General features: G+C 70.1%; 13 protein-coding genes. 6 read left to right on the top strand and 7 right to left on the bottom strand.

Going from position 1 to position 15244, the window contains the following annotated elements; translation table 11 throughout:
• Window positions 1-6 precede the first annotated feature (6 nt).
• From D451_RS0108255 to D451_RS0108240, 4 genes are all read right to left on the bottom strand, one after another.
• Window positions 7-1689 carry a thiamine pyrophosphate-dependent enzyme gene (locus tag D451_RS0108255; RefSeq protein WP_014911869.1) on the bottom strand — a complete coding sequence of 561 codons (1683 nt, stop codon included), beginning with the start codon at window positions 1687-1689 and terminating at the stop codon, window positions 7-9.
• Between the two features lie 161 nt (window positions 1690-1850).
• Entirely contained in the window at window positions 1851-2165 is a 315-nt protein-coding gene (locus D451_RS0108250) for an AzlD domain-containing protein (RefSeq protein ID WP_026124919.1), read from the bottom strand.
• On the bottom strand, window positions 2162-2881 hold the full coding sequence (locus D451_RS0108245; RefSeq protein ID WP_187294601.1) for an AzlC family ABC transporter permease: 720 nt from the start codon (window positions 2879-2881) through the stop codon (window positions 2162-2164). The genes D451_RS0108250 and D451_RS0108245 overlap by 4 nt, the downstream gene beginning before the upstream one ends.
• A gap of 86 nt (window positions 2882-2967) precedes the next feature.
• Window positions 2968-3819, bottom strand: coding sequence for a helix-turn-helix domain-containing protein (locus D451_RS0108240; RefSeq protein ID WP_017534079.1), 852 nt, complete (start codon window positions 3817-3819; stop codon window positions 2968-2970).
• Between the two features lie 52 nt (window positions 3820-3871).
• On the opposite strand from D451_RS0108240, the gene D451_RS0108235 reads away from it, so the two are divergent.
• The 3 genes from D451_RS0108235 (at window position 3872) to D451_RS0108225 (ending at window position 5786) form a co-directional block, all read left to right on the top strand.
• Window positions 3872-4309 (top strand): GNAT family N-acetyltransferase, encoded by a 438-nt coding sequence (locus tag D451_RS0108235; RefSeq protein WP_017534078.1) that lies wholly within the window; start codon window positions 3872-3874, stop codon window positions 4307-4309.
• A 161-nt stretch (window positions 4310-4470) separates the two neighbouring features.
• Window positions 4471-5130 carry a PaaI family thioesterase gene (locus D451_RS0108230; RefSeq protein ID WP_026124917.1) on the top strand — a complete coding sequence of 220 codons (660 nt, stop codon included), beginning with the start codon at window positions 4471-4473 and terminating at the stop codon, window positions 5128-5130.
• A 281-nt stretch (window positions 5131-5411) separates the two neighbouring features.
• Window positions 5412-5786, top strand: coding sequence for a chorismate mutase (locus tag D451_RS0108225; RefSeq protein ID WP_017534076.1), 375 nt, complete (start codon window positions 5412-5414; stop codon window positions 5784-5786).
• Here D451_RS0108225 and D451_RS0108220 read toward each other — a convergent pair.
• On the bottom strand, window positions 5783-7024 hold the full coding sequence (locus tag D451_RS0108220) for an endonuclease/exonuclease/phosphatase family protein (RefSeq protein WP_017534075.1): 1242 nt from the start codon (window positions 7022-7024) through the stop codon (window positions 5783-5785). The genes D451_RS0108225 and D451_RS0108220 overlap by 4 nt on opposite strands.
• Before the next feature lie 317 nt (window positions 7025-7341).
• Here D451_RS0108220 and dnaE point away from each other — a divergent pair, with 317 nt between their 5' ends.
• Both dnaE and D451_RS0108210 read left to right on the top strand, forming a co-directional pair.
• Window positions 7342-10902, top strand: coding sequence for a DNA polymerase III subunit alpha (gene dnaE / locus D451_RS0108215; protein ID WP_017534074.1), 3561 nt, complete (start codon window positions 7342-7344; stop codon window positions 10900-10902).
• 167 nt (window positions 10903-11069) lie between these two features.
• The gene (locus tag D451_RS0108210) at window positions 11070-11927 is read left to right on the top strand and encodes a PadR family transcriptional regulator (RefSeq protein ID WP_036567872.1); all 858 of its coding nucleotides are present in this window, start codon (window positions 11070-11072) and stop codon (window positions 11925-11927) included.
• 103 nt (window positions 11928-12030) lie between these two features.
• On the opposite strand, the gene D451_RS0108205 is transcribed toward D451_RS0108210, so the two are convergent.
• Window positions 12031-12561: a DinB family protein gene (locus tag D451_RS0108205; RefSeq protein ID WP_017534072.1), complete on the bottom strand. Its 531-nt coding sequence runs from the start codon at window positions 12559-12561 to the stop codon at window positions 12031-12033.
• Window positions 12562-12635: 74 nt separating this feature from the next.
• Between D451_RS0108205 and D451_RS0108200 the strand changes: the two genes are divergently transcribed.
• Complete coding sequence (locus tag D451_RS0108200) at window positions 12636-13244, top strand: hypothetical protein (protein ID WP_017534071.1); 609 nt, start codon at window positions 12636-12638, stop codon at window positions 13242-13244.
• Window positions 13245-13250: 6 nt separating this feature from the next.
• On the opposite strand, the gene D451_RS0108195 is transcribed toward D451_RS0108200, so the two are convergent.
• The gene (locus D451_RS0108195; RefSeq protein ID WP_017534070.1) at window positions 13251-15119 is read right to left on the bottom strand and encodes an AMP-dependent synthetase/ligase; all 1869 of its coding nucleotides are present in this window, start codon (window positions 15117-15119) and stop codon (window positions 13251-13253) included.
• Window positions 15120-15244 lie beyond the last annotated feature (125 nt).

The raw sequence follows: 15244 nt of genomic DNA, 5'->3' as shown, positions 1-15244 counted from the left end.
CGGGCCTCAGACCTCGCCCAACAGATCCGACATGGTCGCGGTCGGACTGATCACCTCCGGATCGGTGCGCACGTCCACCAGGGTCGGCAGCTCCGCGGTGACCGCCTCGGACAGGGCCTTCTCCAGCTCCTCCCGGGTGTGCACGGTGGCGCCCCGCGCTCCCAACGCCCGGGCGTAGCCGGCCAGGTCCAACGGGCCGCCGATCTCGGTTCCGGCGATCCGTCCGAGCCGACGGGCCTGGTGCATGGCGATGGTCCCGTACAGACCGTTCTGGAACACCACCACGGTCACGGCCGCCCCCGTACGGACCGCCGTCTCCAGTTCCTGACCGGTCATCAACGCGCCGCCGTCGCCGGCCACCGCCACCACCGTGCGTTCCGGCGCGGCGAGTTTGGCGGCGATCGCGGCCGGCACCGCGTAGCCCATGGCGCCGCTGGTCGGCGCGAGCTGGGTGTTCGCGTGCCGATACCACCAGCCCCGGTGGAGGAAGGAGGCGAAGTTACCGGCGTCGTTGGTGATGAGGGTGTCCTCCGGAAGGGCGTCCCGCATACCGGCGATCACCGCCCACGGGTGCATACGCGAGCCCCGGTGGAGCTCGACGTCGGAGGGCACCGCCGAGCTCTCGATCCACAGCCTTCGGGCCGCGCTCCAATCCCGGTAGAGCGGCCGGCCCGGGGCCAGGGCCAGTGAACGCAGCGCCTCCCCGGCGTCGGCCACGGCACCCGCCCACACGTCCTTGGTGGCGCCCACCTGTTCCGGGTCGATGTCGATCTGGGCCACCCGGGTGCGCCCGTCGGACTCGGGGAGCCGGTACCCCTGGGTGGTGGTCTCGCTCATCCGACAGCCCACCACCAGGACCGCGTCGGCGTCGGCCAACGCCCCCAGGACCGCGCTGGGCGCCCCCAGACCGAGGTGGCCCAGGTACAGCGGATGGTCGTTGGGGAACACGTCCTGGCGGCGCCAGGCCGCGTAGACGCCGGCGCTGTAGCGTTCGGCCACCCGCACCAGGTCCTCGCGCGCGGCCCGGGCCCCGCCGCCGGCGATGATCACCGGTCGTACGGCCCGGGTCAGCCAGGAGGCCAGCCGGTCGCGGTCCTCCTCCGAGAGGGGCGGGCGCGGTGGGGACATCGGACGGGGGGTCGGCACCTCGCCCACCCGTTGCCCGAACAGGTCTCCCGGTACCGCGATCGCCACCGGGCCGGGGCGGCCGGTGGTGGCGATCCTGATCGCCCGGGCCGTGATCTCGGCCAGCCGGTCCGCCCGGTGGACCGTGGTGGACCACTTGGTGATGGGCGCGTAGAAGGCGGTCAGGTCCACCTCCTGGAAGGCCTCGCGACCCAGCCGTTCGGTCTCGGCCTGGCCGAGGAAGACGATCATGGGGGTGGAGTCCTGCATGGCGGTGTGCACCCCCACCGCCAGGTTGGACGCGCCCGGACCTCGGGTGGCCGCGGCGACGGCGGGGACCCCGGTGAGTTTGGCGTCGGCCTCGGCCATGAAGGCGGCGCCGCCCTCGTGCCGGGTGGAGATCAACCGCATCCCGGGGTGTCGGTCGATGGCGTCGGACAGTTCGAGGAAGCTCTCCCCGGGGACGGTGTAGCAGCGTTGGATCCCGGCCGCGGCCAGGACCTCCACCGCCGCGTGGGCGGCGGTGTCGGTGGGGGGTTGGGGCCGTTGTGCGGCAGTGGCCATGGAGGCGGGTCCTTCCATCGTCGCAAGGTCCTCTCAAGGCGTACCGGGACGAGCGTGTCCCGGGTGACATGCGGCCGACTCTCGCAGGCCTCCCGAGGCCGGTCAAGGCCGGAACAAAAGGCCTGTGGACAAGCCGCCACAAGTCACCCGGATCCCTCGGCTCAGAGCCCGAAGGCGCGCATCGCGGCTGTCGTGGCGGCCGCCACGACGACCACGACCAGGAAGGGCGCCCGCAGGGCGAGGGCGAGCACGGCCGCGCCCACCCCGGCCATGCGGGCGGTGTCCCAGGCCAACGCCTGTCCCTCTCCCCGCAGGGCCTCCACCGCGATCAGGGCCGCGAGCAGGGCGACGGGGACCGCGACCGCGAACCTCTGGACCCAGGGGTGGTCCAGCAGGCGTCGAGGGGCGGCCATCCCCGCGTACTTGAGCAGATAGCATCCGGCGGCGGTGGCGATCAGGGCGATCCACAGGCTCATGCCCCCACCTCCTCGGAGCGGCTCTCGGAGGAGGGCCTCGTCCGCCCTCCGGTGCCGATCAGCGCGATGGCGGCGGCGGAGGCGGCCAGCAGCACGGGGACCCCGGGCGGCAGCAGAGGGGTGGTCGCCAGGGCCACGCCCGCGCCCACCAACGCGATCAGGCGGGTACGGCCGTCTCCGTCACGGAGCCGCGGCCACAGGAGCCCCAGGAAGATCGCGGGCCCCACCGCGTCCAGGCCGAACGCGTCGATGTCGCTCACCCGTTCCGTGGCCAGAGCCCCCACCAGGGTGAAGAGCACCCAGAAGACCCCCAACACGACGTAGGTCGTCAGGAAGGCGGTCCGGGCGGACCGCCGGTCCGGTTGGGCCAGGGTCACGGCGGTGGTCTCGTCGATCACCCCGTGGGCGGCCGCGGCGCGCCGGAACCCCCTCCAGCCGAGGACGTCGGTCAGTCGTAGCCCGTACAGGGTGTTGCGGGCGCCCAGGAGCAGTGCGCCCAAGGCGCCCGCGACGAGGCTTCCGCCCCCCGCGATCACCCCGACCAGGGCGAACTGGGAGGCCCCGGTGAACATGAACGCGCTCAGGAACACGGATTGCGCGGGGGAGAGCCCCGCGGCGACGGCGGCCGTACCGAAGGCCAGGCCGGCGGCGCCCACGGCGATACCGATACCCAGGCTGTCCCGGACGGCCGGGGAACGTAGTCGAGACAAGAACATCACGTTCGCCCACGTTAGGCGGGTCCGGGCGTTCCGTCTTGAACGTTCTTGCCGCCTCGGGGCCGGCGGAGAGGCGGTGGTCCGTCTCAGGGGGACAGGAGGGCCCGTTGGTAGGCGCCGGGAGGCACCCCCAGATGGCGGCGGAAGTGGCGGGTCAGGTGGGGCTGGTCGGCGAACCCGACCTCCGAGGCGACCTCGCCCACCGGTCGGCCCGCGGCCAGCAGGGTCCGGGCCCGGTCCACCCGCAGCTGGTTCAGGTACGCGTGCGGCGGAAGCCCGTAGCGGGAACGGAAGGCCCGGTTGAGAGCGAAGGGCCCCAGACCCACCCGGGCGGCCAGCTCCTCCAGGGACGGCGGATCGGTCAGAGCCCCGGTCAGCAGCTCGCGGGCCAGCTCCACCTCGGGCCGGGCGGTGGGTTCGACGACGTTCCCGACCGGTTCCCGCCCATGGGAGCGCAACAGCATCGCCAGCCCACGCCGGAGCAGGGCGGAGGAGGTCAGGCGTTCCCCCCGCTCGGCGGCCATATGCGCGGCCACCAGGACCCGGGAGACCTCGGGGGCGTCGATTCCGGACTCGCGGAAACCGGGGGTCCCGCGCATCCCGAGCTCGCGCCCGACCCCCTCGACCACCTCGCGGGCCGGATAGAAGACCCGGTAGCCCCACCCCTCCGGGATCCCTGCGTGCCCGGTGTGCACCTCGCCGGGGCCGACCACCGCCAGCCCGCCCGGACCGACCCGGGAGCGGCCTCCGGGATGGGAGTACTCCTCGATCCCACCGGTGATCATCCCGATCGTGTACGTGGGATGGGTGTGCCGGGTGAAGGAGGTGGTGACGAAGCGCGCCGTGAGCAGCTCGGTGCCGGGCAGCCCGGAGAACCGCCAGTACCGCGCGCGTTCCACACGCGGGTCCTCGACGGTGGGGTGGACTTCGTCGGGCATGCCCATACACCCAGGTTAGAGGCGGAGCGAAGGTGTCCGTTAGTCTGCGCTGATGAGCAAGCCACAGATCCGCCGTGTCCACGACGAGAAGGACCGCGCGGCCGTCTTCGTCATCCGGGGAGCGGTGTTCGTCGCCGAGCAGAAGGTGCCCATCGATGAGGAGTGGGACGAGCGCGACGCCACCGCCGCCTTCCTCCTGGCCTTGGACGAGGGGGTCCCGGTCGGTACGGTCCGCCTGGTGGACCAGGGCGGGGGCGTGGGGCTCCTGGGGCGCATGGCGGTGCTGCCCGAGGGGCGGGGTCGCGGGATCGGAGCGGCGCTGGTGCGCGCCGCCGAGGACCTGGGGCGTGAGCTGGGGCTGGAGCGGGTGGAGCTGCACGCGCAGACCCACGCGCTGGGCTTCTACGAGCGGCTGGGGTACACCGCCCACGGTGAGGAGTTCCTCGACGCGAACATCCCGCACCGGCACATGGAACACGCTCTGACCTGAGCGGATCCTCCCGAATGTGTCCCCCGTCTCCGTGATGTGTGACGGGGGGCGCATATCGCCTCTCGCGTCCACCGGAATACGACCGAGTACGATTCGGTTTTGACGTGGGCCGGACCACGGTACGGGCCGGCGACGACGAATCCCGACCCGACGAGGAACACATGACGGTCAACACGCAACCGACCACCGAGACGCCCGACCCCCGGGCCTTCGGCCTTCCCCTGGTCGAGGGCGGTTCCCTCCCCGCCGAGCTGCACTCCCTGGTCTCCAGCGTCCACGACCTCATCGACGCCGTCGGCAACACCCGGGCCGACACCGAGACCCTGGCCGAGGCCGCCGCCACCGTCCGAGGGCTCACCGACCGCCTCGACGTCGACCGCCGCCAGGTGGGCACCATGGTCACCCGCGACCTCGGCGACGGCACCACCGAGATCGGCACCATCACCAACATCGTCGCCGGCGACACCAACCCGGCCGCGCCTCGACTCGCCCTCATGCGCACCCCCGAGGGGATGCGGGCCGAGGTCACCCTCAACACCATCTACCAGGGGCCTCCCGGCCTGGTCCACGGCGGGTGGATCGCGGCCATGCTCGACCAGGCCGTCGGCAGTGTCTCCTCGGTGGAGACCAGCCCCGGACTGACCGCCAGACTGGAGATCGACTACCGTCGCCCCACCCCGCTGTTCACCCCGTTGGAGATCACCTCCTGGGTGGAGCGGACCGAGGGCCGCAAGGTCTACGTCGCCGGTCGCATCCGCGCCCACGGCCAGGTCACCGCCGAGGGCAAGGCGCTCATGATCCGGGTCGAGGTCCCCGAATAGGGGCACCCCGTACGTCGAGGCCGTGTCCGCCCCGGGCACGGCCTCTCACCGTTGTAGTAGCATCGCACCCATGACCCACCGCGCTTTCGTGTTTAGGCCGCCGACGGACCCGTCGGCCGCTCACACCTGAGCGAGAACGGGAACGTCGGCTATCGGAGCATTCGGGCACACGCCCGGTGCTCCTTCGTCTTTTCGGGCGGCCGACGCCCCGAACACGTTTCCCGCCGGGACGTACGGTCGCGCCGCATCCGCGTACGCAACCACCCCCGGAAAGGGACATCGTGCACGACCGTCACAACGCCACCGGTACGGAGAACGTCGACGAGCGCATCCGCGACCTGCGCGGCCGCATCGACCTCATGGACGCCGAGCTCGCCGAGCTCCTCGAACGTCGGGCTCTGGTCGCGGCCCAGGTCCAGCGGCTCAAGCCGGTGGGCTACTTCGCCGGACGCGACATGACGCGTGAGCGCGAACTCGTCGAGCGCATGGCCGAGCGGGCGCCCCGCCTGGGGGCCGAACACCTGGCCGCCATCATGGACAGCGTCATCGGCGCCGGCCTGGCCGTCGCCCAAGAGGAGGCGGCCGGCCGAGACCGACCCCGGTCCGGAACGAGCGGCCCCGGCCCGCGCACCGGCCGACCGGGGGCACGTCCCTAGGGACGTGCCACGTCGACCCAGACCAGACGGTGGTCGGAGCTGGGGAAGGGGTAGTCGCCGGTCAGACGGAACAGCGGGTCGTCAACGGTCGGCCAGAACACCCCCGAACCCCGGGCGGGGAGCGAACGGGAGGGCAGCACGTAGTCCACCCGCAGATTGCCCGGGCCCGGCTCGTCGTTGAAGTCCGCGCTGTCCAGTTCGGGGTCACCGACGTGGTCCTCGTTGGCGCCGCCCTGACGCTGCGCCGCCCCTCGGCCGCCCTGGCTGGAGGGCCGGACGTCCACCACGGACCGGTGGTCCAGCAGTCGGGTGACGGCCTCGGGGTGCCCATCGCCGTCGTTGGGATCGGCGTTGAGGTCGCCGGCGATCACGAAGGGCGCCCCGGGGGCGAGCCCACCGCGCACCCCCTCGTCGTCGTAGATGTAACCGCTGTCGCGTCGGGTGACGTAGTCGGCCCAGAAACGGATCTCGTCGTGGTTGCGGGCCACGTTGCGCTTCTCGGGACCGTCGAAGGTCGGGGGAGTGGGGTGGGAGGCCAACAGGTGCACCGGCCGACCGCGCCCGGTGTCGATGGGCACGTCCCAGTGGCTCTTGGAGGACAGCCGCAGGACCTCCAGGGCCTCCTCCGAGTAGTACGACTCGCCGGTCTCGGGGTCGGTGGGCAGCAGCGCGTCCGGCATGTCGGCCCAGCGGAAGGTCTGGAAGGTGCGCACCTCGTCGGTGACGATCGGGTACTTCGAGAGCACGGCCATCCCGTACTGGCCGGGGAAGAGCCCGTACCCGAAGGCGTCCTCCGCGTACTCGGGGCTCCCCGGCTCGGTCACGACGGCTCCATCGCCGTTCAGGTCGACCCCCGAGGCCACGCCCGTGTTGACCGGCGCGCTGTACACGTACGGGTAGTCGATCGGGTCGGCCCCGTTCTGCCCCACGGACAGGTAGTTGTCCTGGAAGAGACTCAGTCCCCGGCCCTCGTCGTCGTGGTCGAACTCGTTCACCAGCAGCACGTCGGGACGGACGTGCTGGATGATCTCGGCGATGTTGCGGGCCTGCTCGCTGTCGGGCGTGGCCAGCTCCTCCGCCAGCATGCCCTCCTCCGGGCGCTCCAGGGCGGTGTTGAAGGTGGCGAAACGTACCTCGCGCTCTCCCGGAGGCTCGGGCACGGACGAGGAGGCCGAGGCCGGCACGGGGGAGGCCACCAGGGCGGAGGCGGCGAGAACGAGAGTGGCGGTGGAGGCCACTCGACGGGTTCTGACGGACACGGGGATCCTCTCGGAAGGGCGATCTCACGATGATGGTCGCGACGCGACCGGCGGGAGATTAGCAGCTCGGTGGGAAGCGTCGGTGACGTGGAGGTGGTCTCCGGACGTCGAAGAGGAACCCGGGCCCCTGCCGGACGGCGTGGAGTCGCTCCCACGCCCACGACCCGCGGGCCGGGGGAACATCACGTCCTCCGGAAGGGGCCCGTTCGTCCACAGGCGGCCGCGAACGTCATGGGAAAGTCGTAGGCTCGTGGGACACCATCCGTCCTACAAGTCTTTCCGGGAGCACTCCACCCATGGCCGACTCCTTCGCTCATCTGCACGTCCATACCGAGTACTCGATGCTGGACGGGGCGGCGAAGTTGAAGCCCCTGTTCTCCGAGGCCGCGCGGTTGGAGATGCCGGCGGTGGCCATGACCGACCACGGCAACATGTTCGGCGCCTACGAGTTCTACCAGCAGTCCAAGGGCTCGGGGGTCAAGCCGATCATCGGGATCGAGGCCTACGTGGCCCCCGAGTCCCGGTTCCACAAGAAGCGGGTGTTCTGGGGGCGGGCCAGCGGGTCGGACGACGCCTCGGCCGAGGGCGGCAAGGACATCTCCGGTGGCGGCCGCTACCTGCACATGACGATGTTGGCGCAGAACGAGACGGGTCTGCGCAACCTGTTCAAGATGTCGTCCCTGGCCTCCATCGAGGGCTACTACATGAAGCCCCGGATGGACCTGGACCTGATGGCGGAGAACAGCGAGGGCATCATCGTCTCCACGGGCTGCCCCTCGGGGGGTGTGCAGACCCGGTTGCGGCTGGGCCAGGAGAAGGAGGCCATCGACTACGCCGCGAAGCTGCAGGACATCTTCGGCAAGGAGAACGTGTTCCTGGAGCTGATGGACCACGGGGTCTCCATCGAGAAGGAGGTCCGCGACGGTCTGCTCAAGGTGGGGCGGGCGCTGGACATCCCGCCGTTGGTGACCAACGACTCGCACTACGTGTACGAGTCGCAGGCCTCGGCGCACGACGCCCTCCTGGCGGTCGGGGTCGGCAAGAACCTGGACGATCCGACCCGGTTCCGGTTCAACGGCTCGGGCTACTACCTCAAGACGCCGGACGAGATGCGCGGGATCCTGAACTTCGACGAGTGGGCTCAGGGGTGCAGGAACACCCTGCTGATCGCCGAACGCATCGAACCCGACGCCTACGAGGGCGTGTTCGCCGAACGCGACCTCATGCCGACCTTCCCCGTCCCCGAGGGCGAGACCCAGTCCTCCTGGCTGGCCAAGGAGGTCGAGCGGCTGCTCAAGGGGCGTTACCCGGACGGGGTGAGCGACGACGTCCGTAAGCGCGTCGACTTCGAGCTGGGCATCATCAACGAGATGGGGTTCCCGGCGTACTTCCTGGTGGTCTCCGACATCTGCCAGTACGCGCGCAAGGCGGGGATCGCGCTGGGCCCGGGGCGTGGTTCGGCGGCCGGTTCGATGATCGCCTACGTGCTGGGCATCACCGACCTGGACCCGTTGGAGCACGGTCTGCTGTTCGAGCGGTTCCTCAACCCCGAACGTGTGACCATGCCCGATATCGACCTGGACTTCGACGAGCGTCGGCGCGGGGAGATGATCGACTACGTCACCCGCCTGTACGGCGAGGAGCGGGTCGCGCAGATCCTGACCTTCGGCACCATCAAGGCCAAGGCCGCGGTCAAGGACTCCACCCGGATCCTGGGCATGCCCTACTCGGTGGGCGACCAGATCACCAAGGCGTTCCCGGCCGCGGTGGGCGGCAAGGAGATCCCGCTGGACGCGGTGTTCAACACCGAGCACGAGCGCTACAGCGAGACCACCGAGCTGCGCAACCTGGTGGAGAACGACCCCCAGGTGAACAAGGTCATGGAGACCGCCCGGGGTATCGAGGGTCTGACCCGGGGCACGGGTGTGCACGCGGCGGGCGTGATCCTGTCCAAGGAACCCCTGCTCGACGTCATCCCGCTGCACAAGCGCGACACCGACGGCGCCATCATCACCGGCTTCCCCTTCCCTCAGTGCGAGGACATGGGTCTGCTGAAGATGGACTTCCTGGGCCTGCGCAACCTCACGATCATGGACGACGCGGTCAAGTCCATCAAGGAGTCCGAGGGGATCGACATCGATCTGGGGCAGCTGCCCCTGGACGACAAGAAGACCTACGAACTCCTCTCCCGTGGCGACACCCTCGGCGTCTTCCAGCTCGACGGTGGCGCGATGCGCAACCTGCTCAAGCGGATGGAGCCGAAGAAGTTCGGTGACATCGCGGCCGTGCTGTCCCTGTACCGACCCGGTCCGATGGCGGCCAACGCCCACAACGACTACGCCGACCGGTCGAACGGGCGCCAGGAGATCACCCCCATCCACCCGGAGCTCAAGGACGCCCTGGAGCCGATCCTGGGGGAGACCTTCCACCTGCTCGTCTACCAGGAGCAGATCATGGCCATTGCCCAGCAGCTGGCCGGTTACAGCCTGGGCGGCGCCGACCTGATGCGTCGCGCGATGGGTAAGAAGAAGAAGGAGGCCCTGGAGGCGGAGGAGGCCAAGTTCTTCCCCGGCGCGGCCGAGCGCGGCTTCTCCAAGGAGGCCACCCAGGCCCTGTGGGACGTCATGCTGCCCTTCGCAGGCTACGCGTTCAACAAGTCGCACGCCGCCGGGTACGCGCTGGTCTCCTACTGGACCGCCTACCTCAAGGCCAACTATCCCGCGGCCTACATGGCCGCGTTGTTGACCTCGGTCAGTGACGACAAGGACAAGATGGCGGTCTACCTGGCCGAGTGCCGGGCCCAGCACATCAAGGTCCTGCCCCCCGACGTCAACGAATCCGGTCTGCGCTTCACCCCGGTCGGTTCCGACATCCGCTTCGGTATGGGCGCGGTCCGCAACGTGGGCGCCAACGTGGTCAACTCGATCATCAAGACCCGGACCGAGAAGGGCAAGTTCACCTCCTTCACCGACTTCCTGTCCAAGATCGAGCTGGCGGCCTGTAACAAGCGGGTGATCGAATCGCTGATCAAGGCGGGCGGTTTCGACTCCCTGGGCCAGCCCCGGCGGGAGCTGTACCGCCACCACGAGATGGCGGTGGACGGCATGATCAGCTCCAAGAAGCAGGAGGCCCACGGTCAGTTCGACCTGTTCGGGGGCGGGGACGACGGCGACTCCACCCCCATCGGGCTGGACATCCAGTGGGGCGACGAGGAGTGGGATCGCAAGACCAAGCTCGCCTTCGAACGCGAGATGTTGGGTCTGTACGTGTCCAGCCACCCGCTGGCCGGCGCCGAACGGGTGCTGGCCCGTTCCCGGGACGTCCCGATCGCCAAGATCATGGCCGGGGACCTGGCCCGCGAGCGCGGGGAGGTGCGGATCGCGGGGCTGATCTCCAAGGTCGACAAGCGCACCAACAAGGCCGGCAACCAGTGGGCGATCGCCACGGTGGAGGACCTGGACTCCAGCATGGAGGTGCTGTTCTTCCCCAAGACGTATCCGCTGTACGTGGAGGCGTTGCTGGAGGACACCGCGGTCACGGTCAAGGGCCGGCTCAACGACCGTGACGGCACATACTCGATGTTCGCCTCGGAGATGTCGATCCTGGACATCTCCCACATCACCGAGGGCGAACCCCCGGTGCTGCTCACCGTCGACGAGAAGCGGCTCACCCCGGAGCTCATCGGTGATCTGCGTCAGGTGTTGAGCACGCACAAGGGGGAGACCCCGGTGCGGATCCGGGTGGACAACCCGGTGCGTTCGCGTGTCTACGCGGTCGAGCGCTACTCGGTGCGGATCTCCCCGGAGTTCAACGGTGAGGTGAAGAGCCTGCTGGGGGCGTACTCGGTCGACTACTGACCTTCGAGGTCCCGGTAGGGACGCTCCGGCCAGGGCCCTCGTGTGCGGTGTCGCACACGGGGGCCTTTTTCGTGCCGCCCTCTTGCCAGAAGATAGTTAGCGATATATCTTTGAGCTATCGAGACAGTGAACGACTGTCTTGGAATATCTACAGAGAAGAGAACGACATGACAGCCATGGCACTTCCCGGCCCCTGGTCCTGGGGCGGACGACGTTCGGAACGACGCTTCGACCGCTTCATCCCGGGTCGGGACCGACACGACGCCCACACCGCCTCGGACGAGGCATGGATCGACGGGCACCACGGCCCCCACGAGCACCGGGCGGAGGTTCCGGAGCCGCCCCGGCCACCGCATCCTCCGCACCCTCCGTGGGGCAGGGGCCCCGGTGGACCGTTCGGACCCGGAGGCCCCATGGGGCCCGGTGGCCCCTTCGGGCCGGGCGCGCCCTTCGGCCCCGGTGGTTCCTTCGGTCCCGGGGGTTTCCCCGGACATGAGGGGGGACACGGCCGCCGGCGCGGTGGCCCTCGAGCTCGACGGGGCGACGTGCGCACCGGCATCCTCCTGCTCCTGGCGGAGGAGCCGCGCAGCGGATACGAGATCATCCGCGAAGGCCGCGAGCGCAGCGGCGGGGCCTGGCGCCCCAGCTCCGGTTCGGTCTACCCGATGCTCCAGCAGCTGGAGGACGAGGGCCTGATCGAGCAGGTCGCGGGTGAGGGGCGCCGTCGCCCCTACCGGCTCACCGACGAGGGCCGGGCCTACCTGGAGGAACAGGGAGAGGGGCTCACCCCGCCCTGGGAGGCGGGGGCCGACGCTTACGCCGACACCCGGTCGTACTACGAGGAGATCGGCGGCCTGGCCTACCAGCTCGCCGCGGCCGCCTCCCAGGTCGCCCAGGCGGGCACCCCGGAGCAGGTGGAGCGGGCCAAGCGTCTGCTGAACGAGACCCGACGCAACCTCTACCTGATCCTCGCCGAGGAGGAGGACGTCGAAGGCGACGACCCCGACGCGGAACGGGAGGGCTGAGGTCTCACACGGGCTCTTCGCGGGCCCATCGACGAAGGGGTCCGGGACGGTGGATCACCGCCCCGGACCCCTTCGTCGCGTAGCGGTGGCGGGCCTCGAATCCCTAGAGGCCGGTGCGACCGTCGGCGAGCTCTCGGAGCAGGTCCAGATGACCGTTGTGCCGGGCGGTCTCCTCGATCATGTGCGTGATCACCCAGCGCAGGGTGGTGCGTCCTTCCTGAAGGACACGGCGTGAGGAGTTGCCCAGCTCCAGGTGGGAGGTGATCTCCCGCGAGCGGGCGCACTGCTCCTCGTACTCCGCCAACAGTTCGCCGAGGGGGCGTCGGGCTCCGACCCGGAACTCTCCGTCGGGGTCCCGCTCCGAGTACGGGGCCTCGTCCGGCTGGTTGAGCATCACCACCTCGAACCAGAAGGCCTCCACCCAGCGCAGATGGGACACGATCCCGCCGATGGTGGTCATCGGGGAGGTCGGGATCGGAGCGGCCGAGGCGAGTTCCGGGTCCAACCCCGCGCACTTGGCGTGCACCGTGGCGCGATGCCGGTCCAACCAGGCCAGCAGCATCGTCCGTTCGTCGGCGGCCATGGGAGGATCGACACGCTTGAGAAGGGGCACGGGATCGCTCTCGTCGTACATGCGGGTATTGTCCTTCGGGTCGTGTCCGGTATCCACTGGTTTTCGGCAGGTCCGGGCGGAGGGGAGTACACAGGGTGAAGGCGGAGCGCGCCCGCGCGGGTGCTTCGGGGGTGGCACGCGCCCTGATCGTGGCGGCGTGCGTGTTCGGGGCCGTGGCCCTGCTCGGCGCACTGCTGGGGCCCCTCTGGTGGTGGCTGGCGCCCCGCCCCGAGGTGACCGCGCTGGGGGAGGGGGAGATCTTCCCCGGTACCTCCGAGGAGGCCTTCGCGGGAGAGGGCTACTTCGTCGTCATCACCGCGGTGGCCGGGATGATCACCGGCTACCTCTGCTACATGGCCCAGTTCACCCTGGCCGACAGGCGCCTCCAGGACCTGCGCCTGCCTCTGCTCCTGGTGAGCGCCGTGGCGGCCGCCGTGGCCGCGATCCTGGTCTGGCGGATCGGGGTCGCCCTCGACGCACCCGCTCGGGAGATCGTCCTGACCGCCGACCCCGGCGACACCGTCATGGGCGCGCTTCGGCTCCAGGCCACCGCCTTCCTGGTGGTGTGGCCCTTCGTCCACGTCCTTCAATACGGTCTGCTCGACGGCGTCAGCCTGTTGCGCTCCGACCAGCCCGGTGTCCCCGAACCCGAGCCGGCCCCGACCGCCGCTCCGGAACCCGACCCGGGGGAACGGCGGGACTGAGGGCGGTCAAGAACGTCGCGGCGCCTTCTCGTACAACCCGTCGAGCAGGTCGGCGTACTTCTCCTCCACCGCTCGGCGGCGCATCTTCAGACTCGGCGTGATCTCCCCGCCCTCCACGGTCAGCCCGTTCGGCAGGATCGCGAAGTCCTTGATCGTCTCGTGGCGGGGCAGCCCCTTGTTGAGCTCGTCGACGGCCTCCTGGACCATGCGCCTGACCTTCGGCTCCCTGGTCAGCCCGACGTAGTTCAGCGCGCCCAGACCGTTGTTCTCCGCCCACTCCTCGATCGCTTCGGGATCCAGGGCGACCAGGCCCACGCAGTAGGGGCGCCGATCGCCGTGCACGACCAGGTTGCTCGCGTACGGGCACAGGGCCTTGAAACGGTTCTCGATGCTCTGCGGCGCCACGTACTTGCCACCGGAGGTCTTGATCAGCTCCTTCTTGCGGTCGGTGATCCGCAGGTGGCCGTCCTCCAGGGTGCCGATGTCACCGGTCGCGAACCAGCCGTCCTCGGTGAGCACGGCCTCGGTGGCGCCGGACAGGTTGTGGTATCCGCGCATCACCCCGCCACCGCGCAACAGCACCTCGCCGTCCTCCGCGATCTTGACCTCGGTGCCGGGAAGCGGCAGCCCGACGCTGCCGAAACGCGCCTCGCCCGGACGGTTGAGGAAGGAACCGGCGGAGGTCTCGGTCAGCCCGTAGCCCTCCAGGATGGTGATCCCGGCACCGGAGAAGAACCGGCCGATCTCCGGGGCCAGAGGGGCGCTACCGGAGACGAGGAAGCGCAGCCGGTCGCCGAAGCGGGCGCGCAGTCGGGAGAACACGAGTCGGTCGGCGATCCGATGCCGGGCGGCGAGCAGGCCGGTCGGCTCCTCGCCCTTCTCTCGGAGCCGCGCCACCCGGTCTCCCACGTCCGCGGCCCAACGGAAGATCCGGTACTTGGTCTCGCCGCCCTCCCGGGCCTGGGTGACGACCTTGGCGTACACCTTCTCGAAGATGCGAGGGGCGGCGGCCATGAAGGTCGGCCGCACGATGGACAGGTTGTCGACGATGCGGTCCACCCGTCCGTCCACGGCGGTGACGAACCCCAGACGCAACTGGCTCATCTGCATCACCTTGCCGAAGGCGTGGGCCAAGGGCAGCCACAGGAACTGCACGTCGTCGCCGGTGAGCAGCCCCCGCCCCTGAGCGCGCAGCTCCTCGTCCAGGGTCTGGAGCGCCTGGGCCTCGTACAGCCAGTTCGCGTGGTCCAGCCGCACGCCCTTGGGGCGGCCGGTGGTGCCCGAGGTGTAGATCAGGGTGGCCAGGTGTTCGGGGCGGACCGCGGCGACCAGCTCGTCGAACAGCTCCGGGTCCTCGGCGTGCCGACGTGCGCCCAGGGCCTCCAGTTCGTCCAGACCCATGACCCAGTCGTCGTCTCCCCCCGCCGCGCCTTCGAAGGCGATCACCCTGGACAGGCCGGGCATGGCGCCGCGCTGTTCGCGCAGTTTGGCGACCTGTTCGTCGTCCTCGGCGAAGGCCAGCATGCTCCCGGAGTCGGACACGATGTAGGCGAAGTCGGGCGGGGTGGAGGAGGGGTAGATCGTGGTGGAGGCGCCGCCCGCGCACAGGATCGCCAGGTCGGCGAGGATCCATTCGATCCGGGTGTTGGAGGCGATGGCGCATCGGGCCTGGGAGGTCAGGCCGAGGGAGTGCAGCCCCAGGGCCAGGTCGCGCACACGGTCGCGCGCCTGGTTCCAGGTCAGGGTCCGCCAGGTCTCGGGGCCGCCGTCGGGGGAGGGGACGGGGTGGGTGAACGCCTCCCGCGTGCCGGATTCGGCGACGCGGGAGGCGAACATGTCGGGGATGGATCGGTAGGGGGATGAGGTGTCGGGCATGTCACAAAGCTACCCCCGGGTAGGGGGGTGGGCAACAGTCCGTGGGCGACTGTGCGCAGGTCCACCGCCCCTTGTGCGACACGGCTTCGACCCTCGTGGTGGGGCTCACCCGACGCTCGCGCTCA

The sequence above is a fragment of the Nocardiopsis alba DSM 43377 genome (assembly GCF_000341225.1).
GTDB classification, from domain to species: domain Bacteria; phylum Actinomycetota; class Actinomycetes; order Streptosporangiales; family Streptosporangiaceae; genus Nocardiopsis; species Nocardiopsis alba.
The sequence above is the reverse complement of the archived record's forward strand: the minus strand, read 5'-3'. Positions and strand labels throughout refer to the sequence as shown.